Source organism: Duganella fentianensis, from assembly GCF_009857835.1.
Lineage (GTDB): Bacteria > Pseudomonadota > Gammaproteobacteria > Burkholderiales > Burkholderiaceae_D > Rugamonas > Rugamonas fentianensis.
Map to the genome: position 1 here is coordinate 301,763 of NZ_WWCL01000001.1, position 14,375 is coordinate 316,137.

Below are 14,375 nucleotides of genomic sequence, written 5' to 3' on the forward strand. Positions count from 1 at the left end.
GAGGAGGCGCGCCTATCAGGCGCGCCCCGGCCTTATTGCCTAGTCGGCCCGACGGTACAGACGGAAGCGTTCTTCCCGGTCCGCCGCGCGCCGTCCTTCCCATAGCAACTGCCATTGCTTGCCCCGGTACTGGGGCAGAATCTCGTGTTCATCCTTGACCCGTATGCTGTCCTGTAACAGCAGCAGATCGCAGCGCTGGCCCTGCACGCCTTCAAACGGCAGCGCCGCGTAATAGGCAAACGAGGCGCGCTGGGCCGGCCCCACATTGGTGGCGATGCAGCCGGCACCAGCCGGGATTTTTTGCGCGATCTGGCGTGCTACCGTCGCGTAGCTCTTCGAGTAGTTCACATCCGGCAGGAACAGCGTCATCAGCAGAATCCAGATCAGAATCAGGCCGCCCGAAGACAGCACCACGGCGCGCCACAGCACGGCCGGCTGGCGCGAGATACGCCAGAGCACCAGCGCGAACCAGCCTGCGGTGGCTGCCAGCGCCACCAGCAGGGCCATCCAGCCCAGTTCCGGGGTAAAGCCGGGCACCAGTTTCAGGGCGTTTTTGGCCGCTTTCGCTGGCCAGCCCGTCAGCTTGGCAAACCAGAAGATCCAGATGACGGCGGCGCACAGCGTCAGCGCCATCACGGAGAACCAGTCGATGGCATTGATGGCGCCCCGTTTCATGGTCAGCAGGCCGAAGGCGGCCATGATGGCCAGCGGCGGCAGCAGCACCAGCAACTGGCTCTGTTCCGGCAGCGGATGGAACAGGGTCAGCAGCATACCCATGGTGACGAAGGCCAGCGGCACGACGATGTGCAGGGCGCGGCGCTGGCGGCGCCAGGCCCACACGGCCCAGCCGGCGAACGGCCAGGCTGGCCAGTAGAACCAGGTGCCCACGCGCAGGAAGAATTTGACCGATAACATACTCGGCAGATCTAGCTGGAGCAGATTCCAGCCCAGCCAGGCCAGCAGCGGCTGCTGGCCATACGGTTGCAGCAGTTGCGCCGGCAGCAGCCACACGGCCGTCACGGCAGCGCCTACGACCAGCGTCACGGCCAGATCGCGCACGGCGCGGATGGCAGGCTGATCGAGCCAGCGGGTGCAGGCAAACAGGGCCAGCATGAGGAACACGGGCGTGATCCAGCCGCGCGTCAGGGTCAGCAAGCCGACCGCCAGCCCGCTCAGGGCGGCATTGCGCAGCGATGGCGCTTCTGCATAGCGTACGGTGCGGTACAGCAGCAGGGCGACCAGTGAGACTTGCAGCGCTTCCGAGGTGGTTTCATGGCTGTGCAGCAGCAGGCCCAGACAGCCCAGATAGATCAGCACGGCAGCATCGGCCAGCGTGCGGCCGAAGTCATTCGGTTCGGGCTGGCCGCCGAAGGCCAGCCGTAGCGGCTGGGCATCCTGGCGGCGGCCCAGATTGAAGGTGGCATACCACAGCGACAGCACACCGAGCAGGAAGATGGCGATGGTGGCGACCCGTGCCGCCAGTACATCACCCAGCAGCGGACCGAAGATTTTGATGCCGAGTGCGCCCAGCCAGAAGGCCAGCGGGCCTTCTTCCGGCATGGACAGGCCGGCGATATTCGGCCACAGCCAGTCCTGCCAGCTGCCATGTGCCATGGTCCACATGATGCCGAAGCTGGCAGCGTCGTCGTTCTTCCACGGTTCGCGTCCGATCAGGCCGGGCAGGATGTAGAGCAGGCCGAGGGCGAACAGAGCCCAGCGTGGCAGGGCCAGCGTGGCGGCGGCAGGAAGACGGACTGGCTTCATTGATCAGTAGTCGAGTGAGATAGTATGCGAGTATGAAGGAAACGCCGGAGGCTAGAAACAAAAAAAGCAGCCAGAGGCTGCTTTTTCTGAAGCGGCGGCTGGATTAGCCTGCTGCAACGGCAGTTTTGGAACCAACGGAACCAAATTTCTGACGGAATTTTTCCACGCGACCAGCGGTGTCGACGATCTTGTGCTTACCGGTGTAGAACGGGTGCGATTCAGCCGAAACCTCGATCTTTACCAGTGGGTATTGTTGACCATTGTGCTCGATGGTTTCACGGGTCTGGATGGTCGAACGGGTAACGAATTTGAAATCGCACGACAGGTCGTGGAACACAACTTCGCGGTACTCTGGGTGGCCTTCTGGTTTCATAATTGCTCTCGGTTAGGTAGGTAGCCAAACAGCACTTCGTCGGTCGCTACTGCTTCTTGACCCGATTGCCGCTCACTTGCCTGATTTAAAAAATAATACGGTCGCGTATTATACAAGAAAATCGGGCCCTTGCCACGGTTTACGCGGCAAGGGCCCGACGGGCATGATGGGGGGGGCTAACTAAATTAGCCGCCGCGCCTCATCATGTCGAAGAACTCACCATTGTTCTTGGTGGCCTTCATCTTGTCGAGGATGAACTCCATCGCTTCGATCTCGTCCATCGAGTACAGCAGCTTGCGCAGAATCCAGATCTTCTGCAGCTGGTCAGGCTTGATTAGCAGTTCTTCGCGGCGGGTGCCCGATTTGTTCAGGTTGATGGCCGGATACACGCGTTTCTCGGCCAGACGGCGCTCCAGGTGTACCTCCATATTGCCGGTACCCTTGAATTCTTCGTAGATCACGTCATCCATACGCGAACCGGTTTCGATCAGCGCGGTCGCGATAATGGTCAGCGAACCACCTTCTTCGATGTTACGGGCGGCGCCGAAGAAGCGCTTAGGACGCTGCAGCGCGTTGGCATCCACACCACCGGTCAGTACCTTGCCCGAAGCCGGGATCACGGTGTTGTAGGCACGCGCCAGACGGGTGATCGAGTCGAGCAGAATCACCACGTCTTTTTTCATTTCGACCAGACGCTTGGCTTTTTCCAGCACCATCTCGGCAACCTGCACGTGGCGGGTGGCCGGTTCGTCGAAGGTGGAGGCGACTACTTCGCCGCGCACCGAGCGTTGCATTTCCGTCACTTCTTCCGGACGTTCGTCGATCAGCAGCACGATCAGGGTCACATCCGGATGGTTGGCCGTAATCGCGTGGGCGATATGCTGCAGCATCACGGACTTACCGGATTTCGGCGAGGCCACCAGCAGGCCGCGCTGGCCTTTGCCGATAGGCGAAATCAGATCGACGATACGGCCGGTGATATTTTCCGTACCGTTGATGTCACGTTCCAGACGCAGCGGCTCGTTCGGATGCAGCGGCGTCAGGTTCTCGAACAATATGCGGTGTTTCGAAGCTTCCGGCGATTCGCCATTGACCTTGTCCACCTTGACCAGCGCGAAATAGCGTTCGCCGTCTTTCGGGGTACGTACTTCACCTTCGATCGAATCACCGGTGTGCAGGTTGAAACGACGGATTTGCGAAGGCGAAATATAGATGTCGTCGGTCGAAGCCATGTAGCTGGCGTCGGGCGAGCGCAGGAAGCCGAAACCGTCGGGCAGCACTTCCAGAGCGCCGTCGCCGAAGATCTGTTCACCCGCTTTGGCGCGCTTCTTCAGGATGGCGAACATCAGCTCCTGTTTGCGCAGCCGGGCGGCGTTGTCGATATCAAGACCGATGGCCATCTCGAGCAGTGCCGAGACGTGTAAGGCCTTTAATTCAGATAAATGCATATGTGTTGAGTGTCCCGTGACGGGAAAGTAAAGGTAGGGGAGGGAACGACGTGGTGTTGTTTAGAAGGCGACGTTGCGAGCGCAACGTCGTCCGTGCGGCCGCCGCAGCGGCTCTGCAGATATTTTACTTAGATATTGCTGTCGATGAAAGAGGTCAGCTGACCTTTTGCCATTGCGCCAACTTTCTGGGCGGCGGCAACACCGTTTTTGAACAGGATCAGGGTAGGAATGCCACGGATGCCGAACTTGGCTGGCACGGCCTGGTTGGAATCCACGTCCAGCTTGGCGATGGTCAGTTTGCCGTCGTATTCCTTGGCCACTTCTTCCAGAATCGGGGCGATGCTCTTGCAAGGGCCGCACCATTCGGCCCAGAAGTCTACCAGCACAGGGCGGTCGGACTTCAGCACGTCGGCTTCGAAGGATGCATCGGTAATGTGTTTGATATTTTCGCTCATATATTCCTCAATCGAGGTTCTGTGGGATGAATAACGCCTGGGGATTATGCCACTTGTCTGCAAGGTCATCAGGGTTGCCTAGTGGGCAGCACATGGGGACCAAATGCGCGAATTCAATGTGCTAGAGGGGATGGCAACAAGATCGGCAGGCGGGGATGGCAGAAATAATAACCCATTTTTTAGAAATGTGCGGCAAATTGTCGCAGGGGCTGAAATTTTTGCCCGGCTAGTGGTCGACAGGGACTTGTGGCGCGCAGTGCGGGGGCGGCGGATACGCTGCAGTTTGCGGCTGGCTGGACGGCGCTGCTGCAGCGGTCGCGGGACCGGCAGCGTGCGCTGGGACGGGCGCCGGGCGCAGGCTGACGGCCAGTGCGCTGACAGCACGCCGCTCATCGGCCACCAGCTCGATATTTGCCAGCAGCCACAGCACGCTGCCTGCCGGCGTCGGCAGGCCGATGATGGCGTCGGTGACGGGAGCGGCAGTGAGCAGAGCCAGTTGCAGCGGGTGGTTGCTGGCGTCGTAGGGGCTGCCGTCGGCGCGCAGGGCGGGCCAGCATAGCTGCCCGGCCGGCGCTGCGGCCTGCGCCAGCAGCTGCCGGGCACGCGGATTGGCGGCGCGGATTTTACCGTCGGGATCAAGCAGCAGCAGGGCATCGGCGCCGGCATCCTGCAGGGTGCGCTGGCTGACGGCGACGGCATGTACGCCGCTGCTGGTTGGCGTGGCCGGGCTGGCTGCGCTGCTGCTACCGCTGCCCGGCGGCGTTGCAGTGCCGGCCAGCGGCAGCTCGCTGTGGGGTGGCCGGTGGGCAGGCAGCAGGCGGTGGCGCATACGCCATAGCAGCGCGGCGATCAGCAGCAGCACCAGTACCGGTAGCAGCACGGGCAAATGGCGGCGCCAGCCTTGCTGCTGTTCCGGCTGATACAGGAAACCCTCGAGCTTGAAATCTTCCGGCAGCATGCCCTGCGCCATATAGCTGTCGGCAATCGCCTGCCAGCGCAGAGGATCGCTGTAGCCCAGTTCTATGCTGTCCTGTGCCAGCAGCGGCACGATGTGCTGGGCTTCATACAGCAGGAGTTCGCGGCTGTGGCGCTGCGGATAGCGGGCGCGGATCAGGTCCACCAGTTCATCCGGGTGCTGCATGGCGTAGGCCCAGCCGCGCAGCGTGGCGGCACGCAGGGCGGCGGCGCGCCGCGGGTGGTCGCGCAGTTCGCTTTCGGTGGTGTACAGCACATCGCCATAGAAATCATCGCCCTGCGAGCGGGGCGTGAGGATCTGGTAGCCCAGGCTGCTGTGCTCGAGGATGTAGGGGGCTTCGGTGGTGTAGACGGACATGGCATCGATGTTGCCATCGAGCAGATCGCCGTAGCTGAAGTTATGCGCGACCGGCAGCAGCGACTCGGTCGGTATGCCGTATTTGCGCAGGAATAGCGCCAGCTCCTCGTTGTTCGGCGCCAGCATGATGCGGCTGTTCGGCCCCAGATGGGGTTTGCCGCCGGCGTCGCGCCGCACCAGCAGGGCGGCAGCGGAGTGCTGGTACAGCGAGGCCAGTACCACCACCGGCAGGCCGCGTGCACGGGCTGCCAGCAGGGCGGTATTGCCGATGCCGTACTGGGCTTCGCCCTGCATCACCGCTTGCAGGCTGTCGTGGCCGGGGCGGGCTTCCAGCAGTTTGACTTCCAGTCCCGCTTCGCGGTAATAGCCCTGATCCTGCGCCGCGTAATAGCCGGCAAACTGGAACTGATGCAGCCACTTGAGCTGGATGGTGACGGTTTCGCTGGCCTGTGCAGCATTGCTACTGGCAGCAGCGAGCAGGCCCGATGCCAGAAGCAGACTGAATTTCAGGCTCAGGCGCCAGTGCCTTATAAAAGCGGGAATGCGTCGCAGTGGCGGGGACAGATAGCGGCGCATATTCATACGCTGCTAGTAGCCTACGCTGCCGGCAAACTGGTAGCGATGACCGGGATGCCACATGGTAGCCAGCGAAGCCACCTGACCATTGGAACGGGTCTGGCGGCGCAGCACCAGACAGGGCTGGCGCGTATCGATGGCCAGCATGTCGGCCACATCGCGCGGCGCGGGCAGGGCTTCGATGCTGTAGGTGGCGTCCTGCAGCGGCGCGGCGCGCATCAGGTATTCGTTCGGTGTGATGCTGGCGTAATCCTGCTCCATATAATCGGGTGCCAGCTTGGGGTTGGCCCAGCGGTCTTCCACCTGGATAGGCACGCCGTTCTCGAAATGCACGATCACGGAATGGAACAGCGGGTGGCCAACCGGCAGGTCGAACTGGCGTGCCAGCAGTTCGCTGGCCTTGCTGCGTTCCAGTTGCTGCAGGCTGCTGCGGTGGGCGTGGCCACGGGCGCGGATTTCGTCGGCGATGGAGCGGATTTCCACCAGCGTGGCCTGCACCTTCTGCTGCGCCACGTAGGTGCCGGAGCCCTGGCGGCGCGTCAGCACCTGCTCGGCAGTGAGTTCGCGCACGGCGCGGTTGACGGTCATGCGCGATACCCCGAACTGCTTGACCAGCGCCTGCTCGGAAGGGATTACATCGCCTTCCTTCCAGGTGCCGTTGGCGATCTGGGAAAGCAGATAGTCCTTGATACGCTGGAATATCGGGGTATTTTCTGACTGTGCTACGGCTTCCAAACGGCTTCTCCGAGGGGCGCCGGACTGGCGCGCTGCATTTCATTCTAGCATTGGCTGATTGCTAGTTGAGCATCTTTGTGAATTTTTGTGGCAGCAGCGTACAATTCAAAAGCAAGCGCCGGAGTGCGACGCTGCGCGGCGCCGGATAAGCTGGTGACCTACCTTATCCGAAGCGGGAGTCCAACATGGGCAAGACAGCAAAGCACAGCAGCGCCGCCTATCAGAGCGAGGCGCAGCGCTGGGCCGCCGTACAGCAGCGCGATGGCGCGGCCGACGGCATATTCTGGTATTCCGTGCGCAGCACGGGCGTGTACTGCCGGCCCTCGTGCGGCGCCCGTCCCGCCTTGCGCCAGAACGTGGCCTTCCACTCTAGCCGTGAAGATGCGGAAGCGGCCGGGTTCCGTCCCTGCTTGCGTTGCAAGCCGGACCAGCCACCGCTGGCCGAACGGCAGGCGGCCCTGGTGGCACAGGCCTGCCGCCTGATCGAACAGGCTGAAACGCCACCGGAACTTGATGTACTTGCGGCGGCCGTGGGCCTGTCGCGCTTCCACTTCCACCGCATCTTTAAAGCTGTGACGGGGATTACACCGAAAGCCTATGCCAGCGCGGAGCGCGCACGGCGGGTGCAGCAGGAGCTGGGCGTCGCCGCCAGCGTGACGGATGCCATGTACGCGGCCGGCTACAACTCGAGCGGCCGTTTCTATGCCCAGTCACCGGCTGTGCTGGGCATGACGCCCGGTGCTTACCGCGCCGGTGGCCGTGGTAGCCAGATCCGCTTCGCCATTGCCCAGTGCTCGCTGGGGGCGATACTGGTGGCCAGTACGGAGCAGGGCATCTGCGCGATACTGATCGATGATGATCCGGACTTTTTGCTGCGTGATCTGCAGGACCGTTTCCCGGCCGCCGAACTGCTGGGCGCCGATGCCGATTATGAGCAGGTGGTGGCGCGCGTGGTCGGCATGGTGGAGCAGCCTTCGCTGGGGCTGGATTTGCCGCTCGATGTGCGCGGCACGGCGTTCCAGCAGCGCGTCTGGCAGGTGCTGCGCGAAATTCCGGCGGGGCGGACGGTCAGCTACGCCGAACTGGCGCAGCGGGTGGGCCTGCCGCGCGGTGCGCGTGCCGTGGCCAGTGCCTGTGCTGCCAATGCGCTGGCGGTGGCGATACCCTGCCACCGCGTGGTGCGTAATGATGGCAGCATCTCCGGCTATCGCTGGGGAGTGGAACGCAAAGCGCAGTTACTGGAACGGGAGGCACAGCAGTGAAAAATGGCGAACTGGATTTTGCCGCCGGTGCTGCGCCACGGGCGCCGCGCAAGGTGGTACCCCTGAGCGCGGCCGCAGATGTGGCGCAACCGGAGCCGGCGCACGCTCAAGCGCACGGGCAGGCGCAGAATCAGGCACATGCTCAGGCGCAGAATCAGGCGCGCCGTGGCGTGGGCGCTGCTGCCGGCATCGCCGTGCATGTGGCGGGGCTGGACTGGCAGGCTATCGAAGACGAACTGCTGGCGCATGGCTATGCCACGGTGCCCGGCATGCTGACGGCCGAGGAATGCCGCGCCATGGCAGCGCAGTACGCCCAGCCGGAACTGTTCCGCAGCCGCGTGGTGATGGCGCAGCACGGCTTCGGCAGCGGCGAATACCAGTATTTCCGCTATCCGCTGCCATCCATGGTGGTGGCATTGCGCCAGTCGCTGTATGGCCCGCTGGCGCAGATCGCCAACCGCTGGCATGAACTGCTGGGTGTGGAGAGCCGTTTCCCCGCCGAGCATACGGAATTTCTGGCGCGCTGCCATGCAGCGGGCCAGCAGCGGCCTACGCCTTTGCTGCTGCAGTATCAGGCCGGCGACTACAACTGCCTGCATCAGGATCTGTATGGTGAACAGGTGTTCCCGCTGCAGGCGGCCATCCTCCTAAGCGAACCGGGACGGGATTTCGCAGGGGGCGAGCTGGTGCTGACGGAGCAGCGTCCGCGCATGCAGTCGCGGGTGGAAGTGGTGCCGTGGCAGCGTGGCGATCTGGTGATCTTCCCGGTCGATCAGCGCCCCGCACAAGGTGGGCGCGGGGTGTACCGCGTGCACATGCGCCATGGCGTGAGCCGGCTGCGCAGCGGCTGCCGGCACACGCTAGGGATTATTTTTCACGACGCGACCTGAACGCTTTTCTGAGTCTGGTACAGGCGGGCGTAGATGCCGTTATGGCCCAGCAGTTCTGCATGGCTGCCCACTTCGGCGATGCGGCCGCCATTGAGCACCACGATGCGGTCGGCGTTTTCAATCGTGGACAGGCGGTGGGCAATCACCACTGTGGTACGGCCCTGCATCAGCACTTCCAGCGCGGCCTGCACCAGCCGTTCCGATTCCGTATCGAGCGCGCTGGTGGCTTCGTCCAGAATCAGGATAGGCGCATTCTTGTACAGCGCACGGGCAATCGCCAGCCGCTGGCGCTGGCCGCCGGACAGGCGTAAACCGTTTTCACCCACCGAAGTCTGGTAGCCCTCGGGCTGGCGGGCGATGAATTCGTGCGCATGGGCCGCGCGTGCCGCCGCTTCGATGCGCTGCTGCGAAGGGGCCGGATCGCCATAGGCGATGTTGGCTGCCAGCGTATCGTTGAACAGCACCACATCCTGACTGACCAGCGCGATCTGGCTGCGCAGCGAGGCCATGGTGTAGTCGCGCAGGTCGACGCCATCGAGGCGGATGCTGCCACCGCTGACATCGTAGAAGCGCGGCAGCAGGCCGGCCAGCGTGGTCTTGCCGCTGCCGGAGCTGCCCACCAGTGCCACTGTTTCACCGGCGGCGATATCGAGCGAAACGCGATCGAGCGCTGGCTTGGCATCGGCATCGCTGCTGTAGCAGAAACTGACCTGATCCAGTTGCAGATGGCCGGCCGCCCGTTCGATCTGGCGCGTGCCCTGATCGGCTTCCGCTTCGGTATCGATCAGGCCGAACACGGATTCGGCGGCAGCCATGCCGCGCTGCATAGGTTCGTTGATCTTGGTGAGGTTCTTGATGGGCGACTGCATTGCCATCAGCGAGGACATAAAGGCCACGAAGGCGCCGGGCGAGAGCGCGCCGGCCTGCGCGCGCAGCAGGGCAAAGTAGATCACCGAGGACAGGGTAATCCCGATCAGCAGCATGATGATGCCGGAATTGAGCGCCGAAGTGGCGGCGTGCTTGACGGCCAGCTGGCGGTTCAGTTTCACCACGCTGTCGAAGCGCTGCTGTTCATAGTGCTGGCCGCCGAAAATCTTGACCACGCGCTGGCCGCTGATGCTCTCGTCCAGCACATTGGTCAGCTCGCCCATGGCCGCTTGCGCGCTCTTGCTCAGGTGGCGCATGCGCCGGCCCGCAAAGGTCACGATGGCGGCTACCAGCGGCAGCAGGCCCAGACAGAACAGCGCCAGTTGCCAGTCGATGATGAACAGAGTGGTCAGATAGCCTATGGTGGCGACGCTGTCGCGCATGGCCACGTTGACCACGGTGATCACGGCCTGCGCCACCTGCGCCGCATCGAACGCGACGCGCGACAGCGTGGTGCCGGTGGAGGACTGGTCGAAATAGCCGTTAGGCAGGCGCATGATGCGGGCGAACATGACTTCGCGCAGATTGGCCTGCACCCGGCTGCTCAGCCATGCGGCGCCGTATTCGGCGGCAAAGCTGGACACCATGCGCATGATGGCCAGCGCCAGTATCACGGCGGGGATGGCCCACAGGGTGGCATGGGCGGGGTTGTGGGGCAGCAGACGGCCCAGCCATTCCTGCATTTCGGCCAGCAGGCCGGTAGCGGGACGGGCCGGCATCAGGCTATGGCTAGGGGCGAGCGCATCGACCACATTCTGTAACTGGCGGATCAGCAATACGTCGGCGGCGGCAGCCAGGGCGACGGCGATCAGGGTCACGCCAGCGATCCACAGATAGGGGCGGAACTGCTGGAGCAGACGTAAATAGAGTAATCGGCTGGACACGGGTTGTGGTGAGAGAGCGGCGAATCCGACATTGTAACCAGAGTTTGATTGACCCCGGCCTAAACTTCGCTACACTCTGGTACTAGGTTCCGGAATGGAGAGTATCGATGCGCACTACCGTTTTCTCGCCCGCCCCTCTGGCAGGCGCCGTTCGTCAGGCTGGTACCACTACCCTGCTGGCCGCAGGTCTGGCGGCTGGACTAGCCGCCGTGGCGCCACTGGCGCAGGCCGACACCATCATCGACCGCGCCAACGGTTACACGCTGACGGCCGATGGCTCGCTGCTGCGTTTCACGTCGCTGGCCTTCGATGATCTGGGCAAGATCGTGGCGGTCGGTAGCGAAAAGGATACAGCGGCGCGTCTGCCCAAGGCGGAGCACATCGATGCGCAGGGCAAAACCCTGCTGCCCGGCTTGATCGACGCCCATGGCCACGTGTTCGGGCTGGGCGAAATCGCCTCCGGCGTGGAGCTGTTTAATGCCACGTCGGTGGGAGGCGCCGTGCGCACGGTAGCCGAATTTGCCCGTGCCCATCCGCGCCGGGCATGGGTGATAGGGCGCGGCTGGAATCAGGAAAACTGGAAACTGGGGCGCTTCCCCACGGCGGCCGAACTCGATGCGCAGGTCAACGACCGCCCCGTGCTGCTGCACCGCGTGGACGGCCACGCTATCTGGGTGAATACCAAGGCGCTGGAAATGGCCGGCGTGAGCCGCGATACGCCGGACCCGAAAGGCGGCAAGATAGAGCGCGACGCCGCCGGTCGTCCGACCGGTGTGCTGGTCGATGCCGCCATGGAGCTGGTCGAGAAGGTGGTGCCGCTGGCAACGCCGGCCGAAGCGCGCAGCATGCTCGATAACGCGCTGGCGATACTGGCCAAAATGGGGCTGACCAGTGTGCACGATGCCGGCATCAAGGTAGCGCAGGATGACCTGTACCGCGACTATGCCGACCACGGCAAGCTGACCACCCGGGTCTACGCCATGATAGGCGACACGGGCGCCGATTTCGACGAGCTGGCCAAGGATGGCCCGCTGCCTTCCTACGGCAACGATGTGTATGCGCTGGCCTCCGTCAAGCTGTATTCCGATGGTGCGCTGGGTAGCCGCGGCGCGGCCCTGCTGGCGCCGTACTCGGATATGCCGTCGACCAAGGGGCTGCTGTTCTACCCTCCAGCGGAAATGCTGGCCAAGATGAACAAGGCCATGAAGGCCGGCTATCAGGTGAATGTGCATGCCATCGGCGATGCCGGTAACCGCCAGATACTCGATGCCTACGCCCAGCTGATCCCCAAATATAACGCGGTGGGCCTGCGCCACCGCATCGAGCACGCGCAGGTGGTGACGCCGGAGGATATCCCCCGCTTCAAGACGCTGGGCGTGATTCCGTCCATGCAGCCTACCCATGCCACTTCCGACCAGAACATGGCCGAGCAGCGCGTGGGCTCCGAACGCATCAAGGGCGCCTATGCGTGGCGTACCTTCCTCGATCAGGGTTCGCGCATTGCCTGCGGTTCCGATTTCCCGGTCGAGTCGCCCAATCCGTTCGAAGGCCTGCATGCGGCCGTGACGCGGCAGAACAATGCGGGCCAGCCGGCCGGTGGCTGGTATAAAAATCAGGCCATGACGCTGACCGAAGCGCTGCGCTGCTTCACGCTCGATGCGGCCTATGCGGCCCATCAGGAAAACGTGATCGGCTCGCTGGAAGCCGGTAAATGGGCCGATTTCATCCTGATCGACCGCGACCTGTTCAAGGTGCCGCCTGAGCAAATTGGCAAGACCCAGGTGCTGCAGACATGGATGGGCGGTAAGCGCGTGTACAAGCGCCAGTAAGACGGCAGGCCGCTTGCGCGGCCGTGCTGCAGGGCGGCCGGTGCCGCTTCGAAAAATCGGTTGACTTGGTTGTATATACAACTTATGCTGTGCGGCATCGTGCTGGATGCGCTCGTCCGTTCGCGCCGGAATTCGCCGGATGGCCTCCAGCCTTACTCACCCGATCAGGAGCCATCATGACCAGCCATTTAGACAGCGATCCCCGTTTTGACGCCAGCCGTGAAATCCGCGCTCCGCGCGGTGCCGAGCGCACCTGCAAGAACTGGGGCGCCGAGGCGGCCTACCGCATGATCCAGAATAATCTGGACGCGGAAGTGGCGGAAAATCCTAAACATCTGGTGGTGTATGGTGGCATTGGCCGCGCTGCCCGCAACTGGGCCTGTTATGACCAGATTCTGGCTTCGCTGCGCGAGCTGGAAGATAACCAGACCTTGCTGATCCAGTCCGGCAAACCGGTGGGCGTGTTCCAGACCCACGAAGATGCACCGCGCGTGCTGATCGCCAATTCCAATCTGGTGCCGAAGTGGGCCAACTGGGAACACTTCAACGAACTCGATCGCAAGGGCCTGTTCATGTACGGCCAGATGACGGCCGGTAGCTGGATCTATATCGGCACCCAGGGCATCGTGCAGGGCACGTTCGAAACCTTTGCCGAAGCAGGGCGCCAGCATTTCGGCGGCGATCTGAAAGGCCGCTGGGTACTCACGGCCGGTCTGGGCGGCATGGGCGGTGCACAGCCGCTGGCTGCCACCATGGCCGGTGCCGTATCGCTGAATATCGAGTGCCAGCAGAGCAGCATCGATTTCCGTCTGCGTACCCGTTATCTGGACAAGCAGGCCGCGAATATCGACGAGGCGCTGGAACTGGTACGCCTGCACAAGGCCAATGGCGATGCGATTTCCATCGGCCTGCTGGGCAATGCGGCCGACGTGCTGCCGGAACTGGTGCGCCGCGCGCGCGTGCAGGGGCTGGTGCCGGATGTGGTGACGGACCAGACGTCCGCGCACGATCTGATCAACGGCTATCTGCCGCAGGGCTGGACGGTGGAGCAGTGGAAGGCCGCGCAGCAGGACGCCAGCCGCCACGCCGAACTGAAAGCTGCCGCCGCCGCGTCCTGCGCCGTGCACGTGCAGGCCATGCTGGACTTCCAGACGCTGGGCGCCAAGGTGGTCGATTACGGTAACAACATCCGTCAGGTGGCCTTCGATCAGGGCGTGCGGAACGCGTTCGACTTCCCCGGTTTTGTTCCGGCCTATATCCGTCCGCAGTTCTGCGAAGGCCGTGGCCCGTTCCGCTGGGTGGCGCTGTCCGGCGATCCGGAAGATATCTACAAGACCGACGCCAAAATCAAGGAACTGTTCCCGCACCACGCACAGGTACACCGCTGGCTGGACATGGCGCGCGAACGCATCGCCTTCCAGGGCCTGCCTGCACGGATCTGCTGGCTGGGTCTGGGCGAGCGCCACATCGCCGGTCTGGCTTTCAATGAAATGGTGCGCAATGGCGAACTGAAAGCGCCCGTGGTGATCGGCCGCGACCACCTCGACACGGGTTCCGTCGCCAGCCCTAACCGCGAAACGGAAAGCATGAAGGACGGTACGGATGCCGTGTCCGACTGGCCGCTGCTGAACGCGCTGCTGAACACTGCCGGTGGCGCTACCTGGGTGTCGCTGCACCATGGCGGCGGCGTGGGCATGGGCTATTCGCAGCACTCCGGCGTGGTGATCGTGGCCGACGGCACGGATGCTGCCGCCAAGCGACTCGCCCGCGTGCTGGTCAACGATAGCGGCACGGGCGTGATGCGCCATGCCGATGCTGGCTACGAAACGGCGATCGCCTGCGCCAAGCGCAATGGCCTGAACCTGCCGATGATTCCTTAAGAACCGAACCGGATACTGA

Annotated in this window: 11 protein-coding genes; 4 read left to right on the plus strand and 7 right to left on the minus strand. The window is 63.3% G+C overall.

Going from position 1 to position 14,375, the window contains the following annotated elements:
* Window positions 1-39 precede the first annotated feature (39 nt).
* The 6 genes from GTP23_RS01410 to hutC form a co-directional block, all read right to left on the minus strand.
* The gene (locus GTP23_RS01410; protein WP_161033556.1) at window positions 40-1,764 is read right to left on the minus strand and encodes an ArnT family glycosyltransferase; all 1,725 of its coding nucleotides are present in this window, start codon (window positions 1,762-1,764) and stop codon (window positions 40-42) included.
* Between the two features lie 103 nt (window positions 1,765-1,867).
* Entirely contained in the window at window positions 1,868-2,137 is a 270-nt protein-coding gene (locus GTP23_RS01415; protein ID WP_161033557.1) for a type B 50S ribosomal protein L31, read from the minus strand.
* A gap of 185 nt (window positions 2,138-2,322) precedes the next feature.
* Window positions 2,323-3,585: a transcription termination factor Rho gene (gene rho, locus GTP23_RS01420; protein ID WP_155432799.1), complete on the minus strand. Its 1,263-nt coding sequence runs from the start codon at window positions 3,583-3,585 to the stop codon at window positions 2,323-2,325.
* Between the two features lie 128 nt (window positions 3,586-3,713).
* A complete protein-coding gene (gene trxA, locus GTP23_RS01425; protein ID WP_154375897.1) occupies window positions 3,714-4,040 on the minus strand; it encodes a thioredoxin TrxA in 327 nt (108 codons plus the stop codon).
* A 226-nt stretch (window positions 4,041-4,266) separates the two neighbouring features.
* On the minus strand, window positions 4,267-5,955 hold the full coding sequence (locus GTP23_RS01430) for an ABC transporter substrate-binding protein (protein ID WP_229255883.1): 1,689 nt from the start codon (window positions 5,953-5,955) through the stop codon (window positions 4,267-4,269).
* Between the two features lie 6 nt (window positions 5,956-5,961).
* Window positions 5,962-6,684: a histidine utilization transcriptional repressor HutC gene (hutC, locus tag GTP23_RS01435; protein WP_161033558.1), complete on the minus strand. Its 723-nt coding sequence runs from the start codon at window positions 6,682-6,684 to the stop codon at window positions 5,962-5,964.
* A 185-nt stretch (window positions 6,685-6,869) separates the two neighbouring features.
* On the opposite strand from hutC, the gene ada reads away from it, so the two are divergent.
* On the plus strand, window positions 6,870-7,946 hold the full coding sequence (gene ada, locus GTP23_RS01440; RefSeq protein ID WP_161033559.1) for a bifunctional DNA-binding transcriptional regulator/O6-methylguanine-DNA methyltransferase Ada: 1,077 nt from the start codon (window positions 6,870-6,872) through the stop codon (window positions 7,944-7,946).
* A 170-nt stretch (window positions 7,947-8,116) separates the two neighbouring features.
* Window positions 8,117-8,836, plus strand: a complete 720-nt coding sequence (locus tag GTP23_RS01445; protein ID WP_371866852.1) for a 2OG-Fe(II) oxygenase — start codon at window positions 8,117-8,119, stop codon at window positions 8,834-8,836.
* Here the strand turns inward: GTP23_RS01445 and msbA are convergent.
* A complete protein-coding gene (gene msbA / locus GTP23_RS01450; RefSeq protein ID WP_161033560.1) occupies window positions 8,821-10,647 on the minus strand; it encodes a lipid A export permease/ATP-binding protein MsbA in 1,827 nt (608 codons plus the stop codon). The two genes, GTP23_RS01445 and msbA, sit on opposite strands and share 16 nt — an antisense overlap.
* A gap of 107 nt (window positions 10,648-10,754) precedes the next feature.
* Here msbA and GTP23_RS01455 point away from each other — a divergent pair, with 107 nt between their 5' ends.
* Window positions 10,755-12,476, plus strand: a complete 1,722-nt coding sequence (locus GTP23_RS01455) for an amidohydrolase (protein ID WP_161033561.1) — start codon at window positions 10,755-10,757, stop codon at window positions 12,474-12,476.
* Window positions 12,477-12,652: 176 nt separating this feature from the next.
* Window positions 12,653-14,356, plus strand: a complete 1,704-nt coding sequence (gene hutU, locus GTP23_RS01460; RefSeq protein WP_161033562.1) for a urocanate hydratase — start codon at window positions 12,653-12,655, stop codon at window positions 14,354-14,356.
* The last annotated feature ends 19 nt before the right edge of the window (window positions 14,357-14,375 follow it).

Excerpts from the sequence above, each read along its gene's own strand:
- GTP23_RS01410 (WP_161033556.1), bottom strand. The coding sequence starts at position 1,764 with ATGAAGCCAGTCCGTCTTCCTGCCGCCGCCACGCTGGCCCTGCCACGC.
- GTP23_RS01415 (WP_161033557.1), bottom strand. The coding sequence starts at position 2,137 with ATGAAACCAGAAGGCCACCCAGAGTACCGCGAAGTTGTGTTCCACGAC.
- rho (WP_155432799.1), bottom strand. The coding sequence starts at position 3,585 with ATGCATTTATCTGAATTAAAGGCCTTACACGTCTCGGCACTGCTCGAG.
- trxA (WP_154375897.1), bottom strand. The coding sequence starts at position 4,040 with ATGAGCGAAAATATCAAACACATTACCGATGCATCCTTCGAAGCCGAC.
- GTP23_RS01430 (WP_229255883.1), bottom strand. The coding sequence starts at position 5,955 with ATGAATATGCGCCGCTATCTGTCCCCGCCACTGCGACGCATTCCCGCT.
- ada (WP_161033559.1), top strand. The coding sequence starts at position 6,870 with ATGGGCAAGACAGCAAAGCACAGCAGCGCCGCCTATCAGAGCGAGGCG.
- GTP23_RS01455 (WP_161033561.1), top strand. The coding sequence starts at position 10,755 with ATGCGCACTACCGTTTTCTCGCCCGCCCCTCTGGCAGGCGCCGTTCGT.
- hutU (WP_161033562.1), top strand. The coding sequence starts at position 12,653 with ATGACCAGCCATTTAGACAGCGATCCCCGTTTTGACGCCAGCCGTGAA.